Origin of the sequence: Labedella endophytica (assembly GCF_003990045.1) — a bacterium.
GTDB classification, from domain to species: Bacteria; Actinomycetota; Actinomycetes; order Actinomycetales; family Microbacteriaceae; genus Labedella; species Labedella endophytica.
On the sequence record NZ_RZGZ01000001.1, the window covers coordinates 729,225 to 745,869 of the forward strand.

The window sequence follows — 16,645 nt, forward strand, 5'->3', positions numbered from 1 at the left end:
CGGCGCACGGCAGAATGGCGGCATGGCCGTGAGAACCCCCGATCCCGATCCCGACGTCCCCGAGGAGCCGAACGCGTCGTCCCGACCGTCGGTGAATCCGGGTTGGTTGAGCGATGTGGAGCTCGCCGAGATCCGCCAACGACTCCCGCTGCTCTACGTCGAGGCGGTGCCCGTGAGGGTAGACGGGCTCGGCGTCGTCACCGAGGTGGGTGTCCTGCTCCGCTCGACACCCACGGGGCAGATGACCCGCTCGCTCGTGTCCGGCCGCGTGATGTACGGCGAGACCATCCGGGAGGCGCTCTTCCGCCACCTGGAGAAGGACCTCGGGCCGATGGCGTTCCCGCAGCTGCCCACGTCCGCCGTTCCGTTCCAGGTCGCCGAGTACTTCCCGATGCCGGGTGTCTCGCTCTTCTCGGACGACCGGCAGCACGCGGTCTCCCTCGCCTACGTCGTCCCGGTCACGGGTACGTGCGAACCGCGGCAGGACGCCCTCGAGGTCACCTGGATGACCGCGGTCGAGGCGGCGTCGGACGCCGTCGCCGCCGAGATGGAGGGAGGCCGCGGCGCTCTCGTGCGCTCAGCCCTCGCCTCCGTCGGCTGCCTGCACTGACGACCTCGATCCGCGGATGACGGGGTCCGTCGCCCCGGTCGCGGACCCTGTCATGTCCCGTCGTCGAAAGCGACCCCTCACGGGGAGGGCCCGAGTCGGGATACAGTCGCGCATATGAGCGCCGTACCCCCCGTCCTCGCCCGCTGGATGGCGCGTCAGCGCTGGTATCAGGCGAAGGGCGCCGAACCGGCGGTCCGGATCGTCGGCACCCTCGAGGGTGAGACGACCGGTGTCCGCGTCACGACCTTCCTGCTGATCGACGAGGCGGGAACCGAGCCGCTCCTGTACCAGGTACCCGTCTCCTTCCGCTCGGAGGCGCTCCCCGGAGCCGACGGCGCGCTCATCGGCGAGGCCGACGGGCTCTTCCTCTACGACGCGCCGCACGACCCGGCCTATGTCGACCTGCTGCTGAGTGCGATCTCCTCGGCCGGCCGCCTCGACGGTGCCGACGCCCACGCGACCGGCCACCCCTCGGCCGATCCGGGAACGCGCGTCTCCTCCCACGTCTTCGCGGGGGAGCAGTCCAACACGTCGATCGTCGTCGAGGTCGACGGGAGCGTCGTGCCCCAGACGATCGTCAAGCTCTTCCGCCTCGTGCACCACGGAGAGAACCCCGACGTGACCCTGCAGACGGGTATCAGCGCGGCCGGTTCCGATCGGGTGCCCCGCTCGTTCGGCGTTCTCACCGGATCGTGGCCCGACACGGGTCGCGCCGACGGCGTCGCCGTGGGCCACCTGGCGGCCGTGCAGGAGTTCCTCCCGGGCAGCGAGGACGCCTGGCGGGTGGCGCTGCGCGCCGCCGCCGCCGGGGAGGACTTCACAGCGAAGGCCGCCGACCTGGGTGAGGCGGTCGCGGAGGTCCACGAGACGTTGGCCGCCGTGTTCCCCACGGTGCCGACGGCTCCCGCCGACATCGCCGATGCGGTCGCCCTCATGCGTTCGCGACTCGCGATGGCCGTGGCCGAGGTGCCCGGTCTCGCCGACCACCTCGAGGCGATCGACGCGGTCTACGAGCGCGCGGCCCACGCCGAGTGGCCGGCGCAGCAGCGGGTCCACGGCGACCTCCACCTCGGACAGGTCCTGTGGACGCAGGCTCGCGGCTGGGTAGTCATCGACTTCGAGGGAGAGCCGTTGCGGCCGATGTCCGAGCGCTCGCGGCCCGACATCGCCCTCCGGGACGTCGCCGGCATGCTGCGCTCCTTCGACTACGTCGCCGGTTCACTGGGGCAGGAGGACGGGGCGGGCGCCGCCGGAGCCTCGGCCTGGGCGGTCGAGGGCCGCGACGCCTTCATCGACGGGTACCAGCGTCGGTCCGGCGCGGACCTCGCCGCTCATCGCGACGTCCTCGACGCGTTCGAACTCGACAAGGCGGTCTACGAGACCCTCTACGAGGTGCGGAACCGCCCGACCTGGCTCGGGATCCCGCTCGCCGCCGTCGCCCGCCTCGCCGGCCCGACGAACGCGTAGCGACCGCTCGACCGGCGGCGGACGGGTCGTCCCCGACATCAGCCGCGGTAGACGGGCCGCGCGGCCCGTCCCGCGTCCGCCGGATACCCGGCGCGTGGAGCGTCCTCCCGTCCGACGTCCGTAGAATCAGCCCATGGGTCTCCTGGAAATCCTCATCCCCCTCGTTGTTGTCGTCGTCGGTGTCGGGGCGGCGATCGGCGTCACCGTCGCCCTCGTCCGGCGTGCCGGTCGGAAGCGGATCGAGGCGACGGAGAACGAGCTGCGCGAACTCGAGACGCGCGCCGGTTCCGCCCTGGTCCACGCAGACGACCGCGTGCAGTCGAGCGAGGACGAGGTGGGCTTCGCCGTCGCCGAGTTCGGCGAGACCGCGACGCGGGACTTCACCAGGGCCCTCGCGAACTCGCGCGCTCGTCTCCGTGAGGCGTTCGAGCTGAAGCAGCGCCTCGAAGACGCGTTCCCGGACACCGTCGAGGAGCGGCGGGAGTGGAACCGGCGCATCATCGAGCTCGCCGCGGCGGCCGAGCAGGCGCTCGCCGAGCAGGCGGCCGCCTTCACCTCGCTCCGGTCGCTCGAGAAGCAGGGCCCGTCAGCGGTGCGATCGATCCGATCGCGCATGGCCGAGGTCGAGCCGGGCATCGAATCCTCCGAGCGGCTCCTCGAACGGCTGAGGGAGCGGTACTCGGACGAGGCGCTGCGCGCCATCGGCCGCAATCCGTCGCAAGCGCGAGAGCTCCTCGTCTACGCGGACCGCAGCCTCGGCGTCGCGGAGGACCGGCTCGGCTCGCGGCGCGCGGCCGATGCGACCGTACCCCTCCAGACCGCCGAGGAGGCCGTGCATCGTGCGGGTCAGCTCGTCGGGTCCGTCGAGCACTTCGAAGTGGAGGCGTTGCGGGCCGAGTCCACCCTCGCCGCCGTCATCGCCGACACGGAGTCGGACATCGTCGAGGCCCGTCGCCTCATTCCGACGCTGCGGGACGTGTCGGCTCGTCCGGCCATCGAGTCGGCGATCAGGCGCGCGCAGGACGCCCTCACGGTCGTCACCGCTCCGTCCGACCGGCGGGATCCGCTCGGCGAGCTCGAGCTGCTGCGCGACGCGAACACGGCCCTCGACGACGTCACGGCGGATGCCCGCGGGCGCCAGGAGCAGCTCGATCATGCGCGCGCCGCCCTGCCCTCCGCGATCGACGACGCCGACCGTCAGATCGGTGTCGCCCGCGATTTCCTGTCCGGGTACCGGGGTCCGATCGGCCCGGACGCGCGCACACGCCTGGCCGAGGCCGAGCGACTGCTCGACACCCTCGACAGCGCAGCGGATCCGGTCGCGGCCCTCGCGCAGGTGCGACGCGCGGCGAGTCTCGCGGCGCTCGCGGTCACCCTCGGTCAGCGCGACATCGAGGCGCACCAGAAGCAGCAGTACGAGCAGATGCAGCAGCAGCAGTACCGCCAGGGTTACGGCGGCGGCTACGGCGGCGGTTTCGGCGGAGGCCGCGGGGGAGGCGGCGGCGACATCATGGGCGGCGTCCTCGGCGGTCTCATCATCGGCGGCCTCATGGGTGGCTTCGACGGCGACTGACCCCGCAGGTACCAAAAAACCTCGTATGTGCTCGAATTTTCGAGCACATACGAGGTTTTTTGGTACTTCCGTGGAGGAGGTGGGGGGAGGAGGGGGTCAGCGGACGAGGCGGACCTCATGGATCGTCTCGCCGAGGAAGGGCTCGTCCTGGGATGCCCCGTCGGGGATGAAGCCGTTGCGGCGGTAGAAGCCGTGGGCGCGGGGGTTGTCCTCCGCGACCCAGAGGGACACCGGCTCGCTACCGCACGCCGCGTCGAAGAGCTGCTGACCGATACCGGTCCCGTGGTAGGCGTGCAGCAGATAGATGAAGTAGAGCTCCCGGGGACGGGGAGCGTCCTCGTCGCGGGACGGGCCGGCGCCGGCGAAGCCGACGATCTCCCCGTCCACGAGAGCGGCGTACTGCACGAAGTCCTCACCCTGGTTGATCCAGTGCGTCCAGAGCTCCGCCATCCGGCGCGGTGACAGGTTGGCGAGGGTCGCCTCGCTGACGAGGTGGTCGTACGTCTCGTGCCAGCAGGTGGCGTGGACGCGACCGAGGGCTTCGGCGTCGACGTCCCTGACGGGCCTCACGATCGCGGATTGAGTCTCCATGGGCCGACCCTACTCGCGCGCGACGGCCTCCCCAAATCGCTCCCCTCCCGATCAAAAGACCGCGCGGGTACTCGATAATCCGAGTACCCGCGCGGTCTTCTGATGCGTGGAGTGGGCGTTTCAGCCCCGGGCTGTCTCAGCCCTGGGCTGTCTCAGCCGTGGGCTGTGTCAGCCGTGGGCTGTCTCAGCCCTGGGCGCGACGGGGGCCGTTGCCCCGGCTCGTGCCGCCGGAGCCGCCCGAGCGACCGCCGACGAGGCTACCGACGCGCAGGGGGGCCTTGGCGCCGGTCGAGGCGCCGCCGCGGCGACCGCCAGACGACGCTCCGCCGGACTGGCCGCCGGAGCGCCCGCCCGCGGTGCGGGGAGCGGCGTCGCGTGCCGGCCGCTGCCCGGAGGACTCGTCGCGACCGCCACGGCGTGCGCCGCCCTGGCCGCGACCACCCTCGGACGCGCCGTTCTGGCCACGCGAGCGGCCGTCCTGGTTGCGCTGGCCGTCACGGCCGCCCTGGCCGCGACCGCCGCCGTCGCCCTCGCGCGTGGCGCGCTTGCGACGGGCGTTCGCACCCTGGGAGGTCCCGCCGCCCTGAGGACGGCGCTCCTCCGGAGCGGGCTTGACGAAGGCCGCGACGTCGCCGACGAGCGCGGTGACCTCGCGGGACTCCGCGGTGACGACGGTCGGCTTGACCGAGATCTTCGCCTTCCGCAGCAGGGACGAGAGGTCCGAGCGCTGCGCGGGGAGGGAGACCGTGACGACGTCGCCCTCGCTGCCGGCGCGAGCCGTGCGGCCCGAACGGTGCAGGTACGCCTTGTGCTCCATGGGCGGGTCGACGTGCACGACGAGCTCGACGTCGTCGACGTGGACGCCGCGCGCGGCGACGTCGGTCGCGACGAGCACGCGCACGGTGCCTTCACCGAAGGCCTTGAGGTTGCGGTCACGCTGCGGCTGCGACAGGTTGCCGTGCAGGTCGACCGCGGGGATGCCCGATGCGGTGAGCTGCTTCGCGAGCTTCTTCGCGTGGTGCTTCGTGCGGAGGAAGAGGATGCGACGACCGGTGCCCGACGCGAGCTTCTCGACGAGCTCCTTCTTGGCCTCGGCGGTCTCCACCTCGAACACGTGGTGGGTCATCGCGGCGACGGGCGAGTTGGCCTCGTCGACGGAGTGCAGGACCTCGTCGTGCAGGAAGCGGCGGACGAGCTTGTCCACGCCGTTGTCGAGCGTCGCGGAGAAGAGCAGGCGCTGACCGTTCGACGGGGTCTTCTCGAGGATGCGCGTGACGACCGGGAGGAAGCCGAGGTCGGCCATGTGGTCGGCCTCGTCGATGACGGTGATCTCGATCGCGTCGAGCGAGACGAAGCCCTGCTTCATGAGGTCCTCGAGGCGACCGGGGCACGCCACGATGATGTCGACGCCGCTCTTGAGGGCTGACACCTGGCGGGCCTGGCTGACACCGCCGAAGATCGTCGTGGTCGTGAGGTTGTAGGCGGCGGCGAGCGGCGCCACCACGGCGTCGATCTGCGTCGCGAGCTCGCGCGTGGGAGCGAGGATGAGGGCGAGCGGGCGGCCCGGACAACGCTTGCCGCCGGAGAGTGAACCGCCGAGGCGCGCGACCAGGGGGATGGCGAAGGCGATGGTCTTGCCTGAGCCCGTCTTGCCGCGGCCGAGGACGTCGCGACCCGCGAGCGTGTCGGGGAGGGTGTCGGCCTGGATGGGGAACGGCTCGGTCTTGCCATCCGCCGCGAGGACGGAGAGAAGGGGAGCCGGCACGCCGAGCGTGCTGAATGTGATGTCGGACACAAGTGCCTTTCGGGGCAGTTGCCCGCACGGCGCGGCTCCGCCCATGAAGGAGGGAGCTGGTGCGGGAGGTGGCGAAGGTGCCTCGTGGCACGATCGTTCGCCGTTTGGAACGGTGCGGTGTGGTGGTTTGTCACCACGGCGCACGGTTCAACAGAGATCCCGCGCGATCCCGGGGGATCGCTCCCCGCGTCTATCCCCTGAATGAGAGGAAAGGACGTGCGGGTGAGAGATGTGAAGAGCGTTCAGACGACGCAGGGAACCCGTCGATGGGTTCGCCGTTGGGGTAAGTCTAGCGGACGAACCCTCGGAACGCGGAGAACGATCGGCGGATCAGGCCGCAGGATCGTCGTCGACCGCCTGGATCTCGGGGTCGTACGCCCAGGTCGGAGCGAGGTCGGCGAGCCGCGACGCGCGCCACTGCCACACGGTCCAGAGCGGGAGCCAGAACGCGGGAGCTGCCGCCCCCCCGATGTCGAGACGGTCGCGGTAAAGGGTCTTCCCGGCGCCGTGCGGCGCGGGTGCGACGGCCATCCGATGCCGCCAGCTCCCGAGGAGCGCGAGAGGTCCCGTGAGCGGCTTCCCGTCGTCCACGAGGATGCGGACGCCGTCGGCGCGTCGGTCGTCGAAGGAGATGTCGATGCGCTGGCGACCGGTCGGGACGAGGCCGGCGAGCGACAGCCCGACCGTCGCCGTGGTGGCGTTCCACATCGTCGGGAGCTCGGTCTCCGGCTCCATCACCATGAGCGGCGCGTAGATCTCGCGCAGAGCGGCGGGGGAGCGGAGCGCACGCCACGCGACATCGGGTTCGCAGTCGAGCACGGTCTTGAGCTGAATCCTCATGTCTTCCATGATGTCGAAGACGGAGCGCGCCGTGTCTGCCCTTGACAGCGCGCCGCACCGCGCACGGGGCGACGCGTGCGCTCGGGGTTCTTAGACTTGGGTGATGACGACCGAGCAGACCGCGCCAGGCCGGACCGAGGCGGGGGCCACGGCGACGGCCGGCGCCGTCGTGCCGCCGTCCGCCCCGGCCGCCGAGGTCTACGAGTGGGCGCCCGTGACGGCGGCGTCGCGATCCGGTTCGCCGGTCCGGATCGAGACGGAAGCGGCGATCGCCGGGATCATCGCCGGTGTCCTCGGTGCGATCTTCGGAGGCGTCTCCTTCGTCGGCAGCCTCACTCCGATCTGGGGCGGGTGGTCGGTGGGAGCCGCGGCGGTGAGCACCGTCGTCGTGACGTGCCTCGTCGCGAGCGTCGTGGGGTACTGGCGGTCCCGGACCCAGCCGGACCAGCGGTGGCGGCTCGGGCTGCCGGTCTGGAAGTTCGTCGTCGACACGGCGGCCGTGGCCGTCGTGCACGTCGCGATCGCCGCGATGGTCACGTTCGGGGCCTTCTCCATCCTGCAGAACGGCTTCCGCGGTCTGCTCGTCGACGGCTACGCGGCCCTCATCGCCGTCGGGGTGGCGACGGGGCTCGCGACCTACGCGGTCTCCCTCTCCGTCTCGAAGCTCACGACGGTCACGATGTCTCAGCTGCTCGTCGTCTTCATGACGATCGGCACCTTCGCGAGCATGGCGATCTCCACCGATCCCCACTGGTGGCGCTACCACTTCAGCCACCTCGGGACGTTCGGCGACCGGGGCAGCAGCCTCTTCAACGTCACGCTCATCGTCGCGGGGATCCTCGTCACGACGTTCGCCCTCTACGTGGCGCGCGACCTCCGCCTCCTGCACGACCGCGGGCGGCTCCGGCACCGGTGGGCCGCGAAGGTCGTCTCGACCCTCTTCGTGATGCTCGGCCTCGCGCTCGCGGGGATCGGAGCGGTGCCCATCAACGTGAGCGTCGTCGTCCACAACGTCTTCTCGTCCGGAGCGAGCATCGTGTTCGCCCTCCTGCTCCTGTCCGTCCCGATCGCCCTGCGCGGGATGCCGTGGCAGTTCTTCGTCGTGACCGCGGGCTTCTTCGTCGTCCTCCTCGCGGCCGGATACCTGCACTTCCTCCTCAAGTACTTCAACCTCACGGCCTTCGAACTCGTCGCCTACATCATCCTGTTCGGATGGATCGCGGTCTTCGTGAGGTTCCTCGCGGCGGTGCTCCGCTCCGAGGAGCCCGCCGCCGCGTAGGGTCGGCCCGTGGCGATCCGGTACTGGTTGGCGGTGGCGCACCGTGATCATGTGCGGCGTGCAGTGCAACTCGGCGTCGCGCAGCTGAACTACGGTCGACGCGAGGGACTCGAGGGCATGCGCGAGTCCGACGGGGTCGCCTTCTACTCCGCCCGCGATGTCCCCGACGGGAATCCCGTGCGCTCGTTCACGGCCGTCGGCCGGGTGGCCGACGACGACGTCTACCGCGTCGACGGCGGGGATTCGGGATGGCGGCCGTGGCGGCGACGGGTCGACTTCCGCCTCGACGTCGCTGATGCGCCCATCCGGCCCCTCCTCCACGTGCTCGAGCTCACGCGGCACTCGTACGACTGGGGTCTGCAGCTGCGTCCCGGTTTCCTCGAGCTCAGTCGGCACGACTTCGAGGTCGTCGAGCAGGCCATGCGTGTCCAGCCGGGAGAGCGCTACCCGCGGTCTCCTCTACGATGACTCGGGTGACGAACCCCGCCTTCCCCCCATCCGGCCAGGCCCGGTACCAGGTCCGCTTCGACGTCGGCTCCGGCGGTCTGGCACGTATCGGCGATGCCGACGTGATCGTGTGGGTCGACGCCCTCGGCGCCAGCCCGATCGACCTCGACACCGTTCCGTCGGCGGGCGTCGTCCTCGCTGCCGACCTCCGCTCGCGCGCCGCCACGGCCCGCTGGATCCTCGATCATCAGGTCGCCTCGGGACGTCGGATCTCGATCTCGATCGTCTCGTCGTCGGGCGACGGGGTGTTCGGGTCGGCCGACGTGCTCGTGGCTGGAGCCGTCGTCGATTCCCTCGCGACGCTCGGCATCGACTTCACCTCACCGGAGGCGGCCGTCGCTTGCGCCGCGTTCAGCGGGCTCACGGGCGCCGTCGGGCACCTCCTCACGGCGTCGGTCCTCGGTCAGCAGCTCGTCGCTGACGGATCGATGACCGTCGAGGCCGTGCGGGAGCGGGCGGTCCTCGACGCGGACGTGGACCCGGTGGTGCTCAGGGCACCTGCGGCGTAGCGTCGGAGTGGCCGGGGATTCCGGCTGAACCGTCCGCAGAGGAGACCCCATGAAGGCAGTGCTCGGAGACCGTGTGATCGCGACCGCGGAGGAGGACGACCTCGTCCGCATCGAGGGCAACTGGTACTTCCCGCCGGCGTCCGTCGATTGGGCGAGCCTCGAGGAGAGCCCCACCCCGTACACCTGCCCGTGGAAGGGCGTGTGCCAGTACTACTCGCTCACGGGCGGTGCGAACGACATCGCGTGGTCCTACCCGGAGCCCTATGAGGGTGCGGCCGAACGAGTCGGGAAGGACTTCGCGGGCTACGTCGCGTTCGATCCCCGCGTGACCGTCTCGGCCTGACCCGGGCCCGTCGCGGTGCGGGCGTGCCGTTCCCGGTGCGCCCGCACCTTGTGACGGTTCCCGCAGCGCTGCATCGAGCACCAGCGTCTCGTGCCGCCGCGCGACGTGTCGAGGTAGATGAGGGAGCACCCGTCGCCGTCGCACGCGCGGATCCGCCCGCTCGCCGAGGTGTCGAAGAGGGCGATGGCGTCGCGCGCGATGGTCGAGAGCGCCTGGGCCGCGCGGGGCTCGGTCCGACCGGCCTGTCGCGAGCCGCCGTCGAGTCGCGGCGGGACGTCGGGTGTCGCGCCGTAGAGGTTCACGAGGTCGATGTCCGTCCCGGCGAGGGGCAGGTCCCGTGACCGGGACAGCGCGAGCCGCGTGATCGCGCCGCGCAGGGCGTGCGCGTCGGCGATGTCGCGGTCCGATGATGGAGACGCGGGCAGGCGTCCAGCCAACCAGTCGTCGAGGTCGGCGGTCGAGTGCAGGAATTCCCAGGGCTCGTCGATCCGACCGTCGGCCGCGCCGAGACCGCCCGTGTAGGCGAAGTCGAGGGCGAGCGAGCCGCTGTCGAACCACCACTTCACGCCGTCGCTCGACTCGAACCACTGGCCGGTGTGGGCATCGACTCTCGACGTGACTCTCACGAGACCACGGTAGTCGGTCCCCGTGGGACGGAGCGGCGCGGCGTCTCGCCCGGTCGCCGTCAGAGCAGCTTGCGGAGGGTACGGAGGTTCCGCGTGGTCGTCGTGGAGCGGTAGCGCGAGCGAGCGGTGCGTTTCGCGAAGGCCGTGTCGGTGCTCGAGCCGCGTGGGAGGTCCCAGTAGAGCACGCCGTCTCCGCGTGAGACCCTCTCGACGCCCGGAGCGGTGTCGAGCTCGGCGAAGTCGGCGAGCTCGTCGAGGACACCGGCGTCCGATCCGAAGAGCACGTACGGCTGGCGGTCGTCGACCTCGGCGAACGGGAACGCGCCGACGATCGCCCGGACCCTGCTCTGCCGCGTGAGGACGATCCACGCGTCGTAGCCGAACGCGTCGGCGAGCGCCTTCTCGACGGCGGCTTTGAGGTCGCTCTCCGGTGTGTCCCCGCCGTCGAAGACGACGTTGCCGCTCGCGAGCACGGTGCGCACCGATCCGAAGCCGAGCCCCTCGAACACGGCGGCGAGCGGGGCCGATCGCACGGTGACCCCGCCGACGTTGACACCGCGCAAGAGGGCGACGTGCCGGTCGGTCGTGCTCACAACGGTGGGGAGGCTGCGGCGCTGCGGCGCATGGCCGCGCTGATCTCACGGCGGTGCCACGCGATCTCGAAGCGCACGTCGAAGCTGCGGGAGCAGACCGCGCACGAGCTGCGGCGACTGGGGCGGCGGTGGCGGTACACGGTGTGTCCGCTCGGGCAGGTGCCGACCCACGGTGCGAGCTCGTCGGCCGTGCGCCCCGAATGGAGCCGTGCGCCCTCGTAGCCGAGTTCCTCCGCGATGCGCTTCCACTCGCGGCCGTGTCCGACGGCGGCCCCGGCGAGGGCGTGAGCGACCTCGTGGAGGAGGATCTGATGCACCTCGTCGTCCTCGTAGCGCGCGGCGAGGTAGCGGGAAACCGTGATGCGGTGGTCCGTGTAGTTGCACAGACCGGCACGCTTCTTCGCGTTGTCGAAGCCGAACGACCACACGGCGGGATCGAGGTGGAGGGTGATGAGCGCGTCGGCCCAGACCTTCACTCGAGCGAGATCTGCCATGGACTCACGTTATAACGGGCCACCGACATCGGGGTGCAGCCGTGCCGCCACCCGGGGACGAGCGGATCAGACGCGGTCGGCCAGGTACGACTCCGTCACGGCGATCGCGATGAGCGACGACTCGATCTGCTCGTCGGGCGCCCCGAGCTCGCGGCGCAGGTCGGCGGCCGAGCGGAAGTCGGCGAGGGCCTCGTCGAACCGGCCCATGTCGAAGTACACCTTGCCCCGGTGCTGCAGGCTGAACGCCTCGTAGAGGGTCCACTCGTGGATGTGGGCCTCGTCGACGCACGCGTTGAGCTCGTGCACGGCGTCGTCGAACGCCCCGCGGAACTGGAGGACCTGGGCGCGCAGCAGGCGCGGTCGGACGAGCTCCTTGCGGTCGCCCGTGAAGCGGGCCAGCCGCACGGCCTCGTTGGCGACGTCGAGGGCCTCGTCGAGCTGGCCGGCGACCTTCAGCAGCCACGCCTTCTCGCACAGGGCCGTGAGGCTGCGGAGGTCGCCGAGTTCGGCCAGTCGTTCTCCGACGGCCTTGAGGTCGACCTTCTCGCGGAGGGTCGCCGCGTCGTAACCGAGGATGATGCTGTTCGTCACCGAGCCAACGATAGGCGGCGATCGGAGCGTGCTCCGCACCGTCTCCCGCCTGTCGGCGATTCCCCGGCCGAATCCGTCGGAGCCCTCCCGACTTTCTCCACCTCGTGCGGGATGGGGCGGCGTGGGCGTGAGGAAGGCGGCTCAGCGCCCGGGCTTGACCTGGAAGATCGACTTCGACGGGGGAGGGGAGCCGGTCGCGGTCGCGTCCGTCGCCACGGGTGCGCCGGACGCGAACTCGCGCAGCTCGCGTCCCGAGACGGCCTTCGCCGGGTGCGGTCCGCCCGCGAGCAGACGGGGCAGGAAGTCGAAGGGGAGCTCGGACGGAGAGCCGACGAGGACGAGATTGCCGAAGCGGCGGCCCTTGAGGATCTGCGCCTCGGCGATGACGGCGACGTGGTCGAGCGCGGCCGAGAGCGTCGACACCTGGCTGCGCGCGAAGGCGAGCCCTGGGCCGTCGGCCACGTTCACCGCGAGGAGGCCGTCCGGCGCGAGCAGTCGCGAGACCTCACGGTAGAACTCGACGCTCGTCACGTGCGCCGGGGTGCGGGCCCCCTGGAAGATGTCGACGATGACGAGGTCGCACGCGCCGTGGAGGGCGGAGGGCAGGCGTCCGACGACCTCGCGGGCGTCTCCGTACCGGACCCGGATGGACGCGCGCTTGGGCAGAGGCAGGTGCTCGCGCACGAAGTCGACGAGTCCCCGCTCGATCTCGACCACCTGCTGGCGGCTGCCCGGACGCGTGGCCTCGACGTAGCGGGGGAGCGTGAGGGCCCCGGCGCCGAGATGCACGGCCGTGATCGGTGCGCCGGGCTCGGCGACGAGATCCACGACGTGGCCGATGCGCCGCACGTACTCGAAGCTGAGGTCCGCCGGGTCCTCGAGGTTCACGTGCGACTGCGGGGTGCCGTCGACGACGAGCTGGAAGCTGCCCGGGACGAATCGATCGGGCTCGATCACCGCCTGGAAGCCGCTTCCCTCGAGCCGTACGTGCGGATTGTCCATGCCCCGAAACTACCGCCGATCCACGGTGATGCCGTGACGGAGGCGGGGAATGCGACGGTGCGGGAGGCGTTTATACAGGAGTCGCAGCGAAAAGGTCAAGCCGAGAAGTAGACACGGGGATAACTTCTGCATATGATTGACCTTTGCGCTCCCAGACGTTTCACTCTGCCTTCATATTGCGGTCGGCCCGTGTGCACGATGATCCCGTTTCCACGGTTTCGATGTGCACCTTTCTGTACGTCCGGCGAGACTTCCCTCATCAACTGACAGTGACACGACCTGACGGGGTCCACGGAGGTTATTTCCTTGGCTGCTGCGCGCAACGCAACTCCCACCACACTCAAGAACGGCCGCGGGGCTTCCCGGCTGTCGTTCGCCAAGATCACCGACACGCTGACCGTTCCCGATCTGCTCGCGTTGCAGACCGAGAGCTTCGACTGGCTCGTCGGCAGCGAGGCCTGGAAGACCCGGGTGGCCGAAGCATCGGCCGAGGGCCGGAAGGACCTGCCCTCGAAGAGCGGACTCGACGAGATCTTCGAGGAGATCTCGCCCATCGAGGACCTCGGCGAGACGATGCAGCTGTCGTTCGCGAACCCCTACCTCGAGCCCGAGAAGTACTCGATCGAGGAGTGCAAGGAGCGCGGTAAGACCTACGCGGCCCCCCTGTACGTCGAGGCCGAGTTCATGAACCACCAGACCGGTGAGATCAAGACCCAGACGGTCTTCATGGGCGACTTCCCGCTCATGACCGAAAAGGGCACGTTCATCATCAACGGCACCGAGCGTGTCGTCGTGTCGCAGCTCGTCCGCAGCCCGGGCGTGTACTTTGAGCGCCAGCAGGAGAAGACCTCCGACAAGGACATCTACTCCGCTCGCGTCATCCCGAGCCGTGGAGCATGGCTCGAGTTCGAGATCGACAAGCGCGACCAGGTCGGCGTCCGCATCGACCGCAAGCGCAAGCAGTCGGTCACGGTGTTCCTCAAGGCCCTCGGCCTCACGAGCGAGCAGATCCTCGAGGAGTTCAAGGGCTACGAGTCCATCGAGCTCACCCTCGAGAAGGACGCGATCCTCTCGAAGGAAGACGCGCTCCGCGACATCTACCGCAAGCTCCGTCCGGGCGAGCAGGTCGCCGCCGAGGCCGCCCGCGCGCTGCTCGACAACTTCTACTTCAACTCGAAGCGCTACGACCTCGCGAAGGTCGGTCGCTACAAGATCAACAAGAAGCTCGGTCTCGACGCTCCCCTCAGCGACTCGGTGCTCACGGTCGACGACATCGTCGCGACCATCAAGTACCTCGTCCGCCTGCACGCCGAGGAGTCCACGTTCAACGGCCTCCGCAGCGGCAAGCCCGCCGAGATCCGTCTCGACACGGACGACATCGACAACTTCGGCAACCGTCGCATCCGTGCCGTCGGCGAGCTCATCCAGAACCAGGTCCGCACGGGCCTCAGCCGGATGGAGCGCGTCGTCCGCGAGCGCATGACGACGCAGGACATCGAGGCGATCACGCCCCAGACGCTCATCAACGTGCGTCCGGTCGTCGCCGCGATCAAGGAGTTCTTCGGAACCTCCCAGCTGTCGCAGTTCATGGACCAGAACAACCCGCTCGCGGGTCTCACGCACAAGCGTCGCCTCTCGGCCCTCGGGCCGGGCGGTCTCTCGCGTGAGCGTGCCGGCGTCGAGGTCCGAGACGTGCACCCGTCGCACTACGGCCGTATGTGCCCGATCGAGACCCCGGAAGGCCCGAACATCGGCCTGATCGGCTCGCTCGCGTCGTTCGCTCGCATCAACGCGTTCGGGTTCATCGAGACCCCGTACCGTCGCGTCGTCAACGGCAAGGTCTCGGACGACATCGACTACCTCACCGCCATGGAGGAGGCCGACTTCATCGTCGCCCAGGCCAACGCGCCCCTCAAGGCCGACGGTCAGTTCACCGAGGACCGCGTCCTCGCCCGTAAGACCGGTGGAGAGGTCGACCTCGTGCCGGCCGAGGACATCGGCTACATGGACGTCTCGCCGCGCCAGATGGTGTCGGTCGGTACGTCGCTCATCCCGTTCCTCGAGCACGACGATGCGAACCGCGCCCTCATGGGTGCGAACATGCAGCGTCAGGCCGTCCCGCTGCTCCGCAGCGACTCGCCGCTCGTCGGTACCGGTATGGAGGGCTACGCGGCCATCGACGCCGGTGACGTGCTCACGGCTCAGAAGGCCGGAGTCGTCGCCGAGGTCTCGGCCGACGTCGTCACCATCCAGCTCGACGAGGGTGGAACGCAGACCTACTACCTGCGCAAGTTCGACCGCTCCAACCAGGGCACGAGCTACAACCACCGCGTCATCGTCAACGCGGGCGACCGCGTCGAGGTCGGCGAGGTCATCGCCGACGGACCGGCCACGGAGAACGGCGAGCTCGCGCTCGGCAAGAACCTCCTCGTCGCGTTCATGACGTGGGAGGGTCACAACTTCGAGGACGCGATCATCCTCAGCCAGAACCTCGTGAAGGACGACGTGCTCTCGTCGATCCACATCGAGGAGTACGAGGTCGACTCGCGCGACACGAAGCTCGGCAAGGAGGAGATCACCCGTGATCTCCCGAACGTCAGCCCCGAGCTGCTCAAGGATCTCGACGAGCGCGGCATCATCCGCATCGGCGCCGAGGTCCGTCCGGGCGACATCCTCGTGGGCAAGGTCACGCCGAAGGGTGAGACCGAACTGTCCGCCGAGGAGCGCCTGCTCCGCGCGATCTTCAACGAGAAGAGCCGCGAGGTGCGCGACACGTCCCTCAAGGTGCCCCACGGCGAGTCCGGCACGATCATCGCGGTGAAGGAGTTCAACGCGGAGGACGGCGACGACGAGCTGGGCTCGGGCGTCAACCGTCGCGTGGTCGTCTACATCGCCCAGAAGCGCAAGATCACCGAGGGTGACAAGCTCGCCGGCCGTCACGGCAACAAGGGCGTCATCGCGAAGATCCTGCCCGTCGAGGACATGCCGTTCCTCGAGGACGGCACGCCGGTCGACATCATCCTCAACCCGCTCGGTATCCCCGGTCGAATGAACTTCGGTCAGGTCCTCGAGCTCCACCTCGGCTGGATCGCTCAGCAGGGCTGGAAGATCGAGGGCAACCCGGACTGGGCGAAGAACCTGCCGGAGGTGGCTCGCGAGGCCGCTCCCGGGACCAAGGTCGCGACCCCCGTGTTCGACGGCGCGTCGGAGGAGGAGATCGCTGGTCTCCTCGACTCGACGAACGTCACGCGCGACGGTGACCGCCTCATCGGGTCCTCGGGCAAGACGCCGCTGTTCGACGGTCGCTCCGGCGAGCCGTTCCCGGCTCCCGTCTCGGTCGGCTACATGTACATCCTGAAGCTCCACCACCTCGTGGACGACAAGATCCACGCCCGTTCCACGGGACCGTACTCGATGATCACCCAGCAGCCGCTCGGTGGTAAGGCGCAGTTCGGTGGCCAGCGGTTCGGTGAGATGGAGGTGTGGGCCCTCGAGGCCTACGGCGCCGCATACGCGCTCCAGGAGCTCCTGACGATCAAGTCCGACGACATCCTCGGCCGCGTGAAGGTCTACGAGGCCATCGTCAAGGGCGAGAACATCCAGGAGCCCGGGATCCCCGAGAGCTTCAAGGTCCTGATGAAGGAGATGCAGTCGCTGTGCCTGAACGTCGAGGTCCTCTCGGCAGACGGTACGGCTGTCAGCCTCCGCGACACCGACGACGACGCGTTCCGCGCGGCGGAAGAGCTCGGCATCAACATTTCCTCCCGGTTCGAATCCTCGTCGATCGACGAGATCTGATCCCGGCCACGGAACGCTCTGTAGGAC

At 69.7% G+C, this 16,645-nt stretch carries 16 protein-coding genes; 8 read left to right on the forward strand and 8 right to left on the reverse strand.

The genetic code is table 11. The features are described 5' to 3' along the window. Positions 1 to 22: 22 nt before the first annotated feature. The 3 genes from ELQ94_RS03415 to ELQ94_RS03425 all read left to right on the forward strand — a co-directional run bounded on the left by ELQ94_RS03415 (position 23) and on the right by ELQ94_RS03425 (position 3,650). The gene (locus ELQ94_RS03415) at positions 23 to 610 is read left to right on the forward strand and encodes an NUDIX hydrolase family protein (RefSeq protein ID WP_127047129.1); all 588 of its coding nucleotides are present in this window, start codon (positions 23 to 25) and stop codon (positions 608 to 610) included. 114 nt (positions 611 to 724) lie between these two features. Then, complete coding sequence (locus tag ELQ94_RS03420) at positions 725 to 2,077, forward strand: maltokinase N-terminal cap-like domain-containing protein (RefSeq protein WP_127047131.1); 1,353 nt, start codon at positions 725 to 727, stop codon at positions 2,075 to 2,077. A 133-nt stretch (positions 2,078 to 2,210) separates the two neighbouring features. Next, the gene (locus ELQ94_RS03425; RefSeq protein ID WP_127047133.1) at positions 2,211 to 3,650 is read left to right on the forward strand and encodes a hypothetical protein; all 1,440 of its coding nucleotides are present in this window, start codon (positions 2,211 to 2,213) and stop codon (positions 3,648 to 3,650) included. A 96-nt stretch (positions 3,651 to 3,746) separates the two neighbouring features. On the opposite strand, the gene ELQ94_RS03430 is transcribed toward ELQ94_RS03425, so the two are convergent. The 3 genes from ELQ94_RS03430 to ELQ94_RS03440 all read right to left on the reverse strand — a co-directional run bounded on the left by ELQ94_RS03430 (position 3,747) and on the right by ELQ94_RS03440 (position 6,876). After that, the gene (locus ELQ94_RS03430) at positions 3,747 to 4,241 is read right to left on the reverse strand and encodes a GNAT family N-acetyltransferase (protein WP_127047135.1); all 495 of its coding nucleotides are present in this window, start codon (positions 4,239 to 4,241) and stop codon (positions 3,747 to 3,749) included. A 184-nt stretch (positions 4,242 to 4,425) separates the two neighbouring features. After that, entirely contained in the window at positions 4,426 to 6,036 is a 1,611-nt protein-coding gene (locus ELQ94_RS03435; protein ID WP_208007511.1) for a DEAD/DEAH box helicase, read from the reverse strand. A gap of 330 nt (positions 6,037 to 6,366) precedes the next feature. Continuing rightward, positions 6,367 to 6,876, reverse strand: a complete 510-nt coding sequence (locus ELQ94_RS03440; protein ID WP_127047139.1) for a hypothetical protein — start codon at positions 6,874 to 6,876, stop codon at positions 6,367 to 6,369. Between the two features lie 103 nt (positions 6,877 to 6,979). On the opposite strand from ELQ94_RS03440, the gene ELQ94_RS03445 reads away from it, so the two are divergent. Genes ELQ94_RS03445 through ELQ94_RS03460 form a run of 4 tightly spaced genes read left to right on the forward strand, consistent with a single transcriptional unit; the run spans position 6,980 to position 9,514 of the window. Further along, entirely contained in the window at positions 6,980 to 8,155 is a 1,176-nt protein-coding gene (locus ELQ94_RS03445) for a DUF998 domain-containing protein (protein WP_127047141.1), read from the forward strand. A gap of 9 nt (positions 8,156 to 8,164) precedes the next feature. Beyond that, positions 8,165 to 8,623 carry an EVE domain-containing protein gene (locus ELQ94_RS03450; RefSeq protein ID WP_127047143.1) on the forward strand — a complete coding sequence of 153 codons (459 nt, stop codon included), beginning with the start codon at positions 8,165 to 8,167 and terminating at the stop codon, positions 8,621 to 8,623. Then, a complete protein-coding gene (locus tag ELQ94_RS03455) occupies positions 8,620 to 9,171 on the forward strand; it encodes a hypothetical protein (RefSeq protein WP_424976767.1) in 552 nt (183 codons plus the stop codon). Before ELQ94_RS03450 ends, ELQ94_RS03455 begins: the two co-directional genes overlap by 4 nt. A gap of 49 nt (positions 9,172 to 9,220) precedes the next feature. Further along, positions 9,221 to 9,514 (forward strand): DUF427 domain-containing protein, encoded by a 294-nt coding sequence (locus ELQ94_RS03460; RefSeq protein ID WP_127047147.1) that lies wholly within the window; start codon positions 9,221 to 9,223, stop codon positions 9,512 to 9,514. Here the strand turns inward: ELQ94_RS03460 and ELQ94_RS03465 are convergent. The 5 genes from ELQ94_RS03465 to ELQ94_RS03485 form a co-directional block, all read right to left on the reverse strand. Further along, positions 9,475 to 10,140, reverse strand: a complete 666-nt coding sequence (locus ELQ94_RS03465; RefSeq protein WP_127047149.1) for a CGNR zinc finger domain-containing protein — start codon at positions 10,138 to 10,140, stop codon at positions 9,475 to 9,477. The two genes, ELQ94_RS03460 and ELQ94_RS03465, sit on opposite strands and share 40 nt — an antisense overlap. A gap of 59 nt (positions 10,141 to 10,199) precedes the next feature. Next, positions 10,200 to 10,733, reverse strand: a complete 534-nt coding sequence (locus ELQ94_RS03470; protein WP_127047151.1) for a DUF1697 domain-containing protein — start codon at positions 10,731 to 10,733, stop codon at positions 10,200 to 10,202. Further along, positions 10,730 to 11,227: a SprT-like domain-containing protein gene (locus ELQ94_RS03475; RefSeq protein ID WP_127047153.1), complete on the reverse strand. Its 498-nt coding sequence runs from the start codon at positions 11,225 to 11,227 to the stop codon at positions 10,730 to 10,732. The genes ELQ94_RS03470 and ELQ94_RS03475 overlap by 4 nt, the downstream gene beginning before the upstream one ends. A gap of 66 nt (positions 11,228 to 11,293) precedes the next feature. Next, a complete protein-coding gene (locus tag ELQ94_RS03480; RefSeq protein WP_127047155.1) occupies positions 11,294 to 11,818 on the reverse strand; it encodes a tetratricopeptide repeat protein in 525 nt (174 codons plus the stop codon). A gap of 141 nt (positions 11,819 to 11,959) precedes the next feature. After that, a complete protein-coding gene (locus ELQ94_RS03485; RefSeq protein WP_127047157.1) occupies positions 11,960 to 12,820 on the reverse strand; it encodes a spermidine synthase in 861 nt (286 codons plus the stop codon). A 306-nt stretch (positions 12,821 to 13,126) separates the two neighbouring features. On the opposite strand from ELQ94_RS03485, the gene rpoB reads away from it, so the two are divergent. Beyond that, positions 13,127 to 16,618 carry a DNA-directed RNA polymerase subunit beta gene (gene rpoB, locus ELQ94_RS03490; protein ID WP_127047159.1) on the forward strand — a complete coding sequence of 1,164 codons (3,492 nt, stop codon included), beginning with the start codon at positions 13,127 to 13,129 and terminating at the stop codon, positions 16,616 to 16,618. Positions 16,619 to 16,645 lie beyond the last annotated feature (27 nt).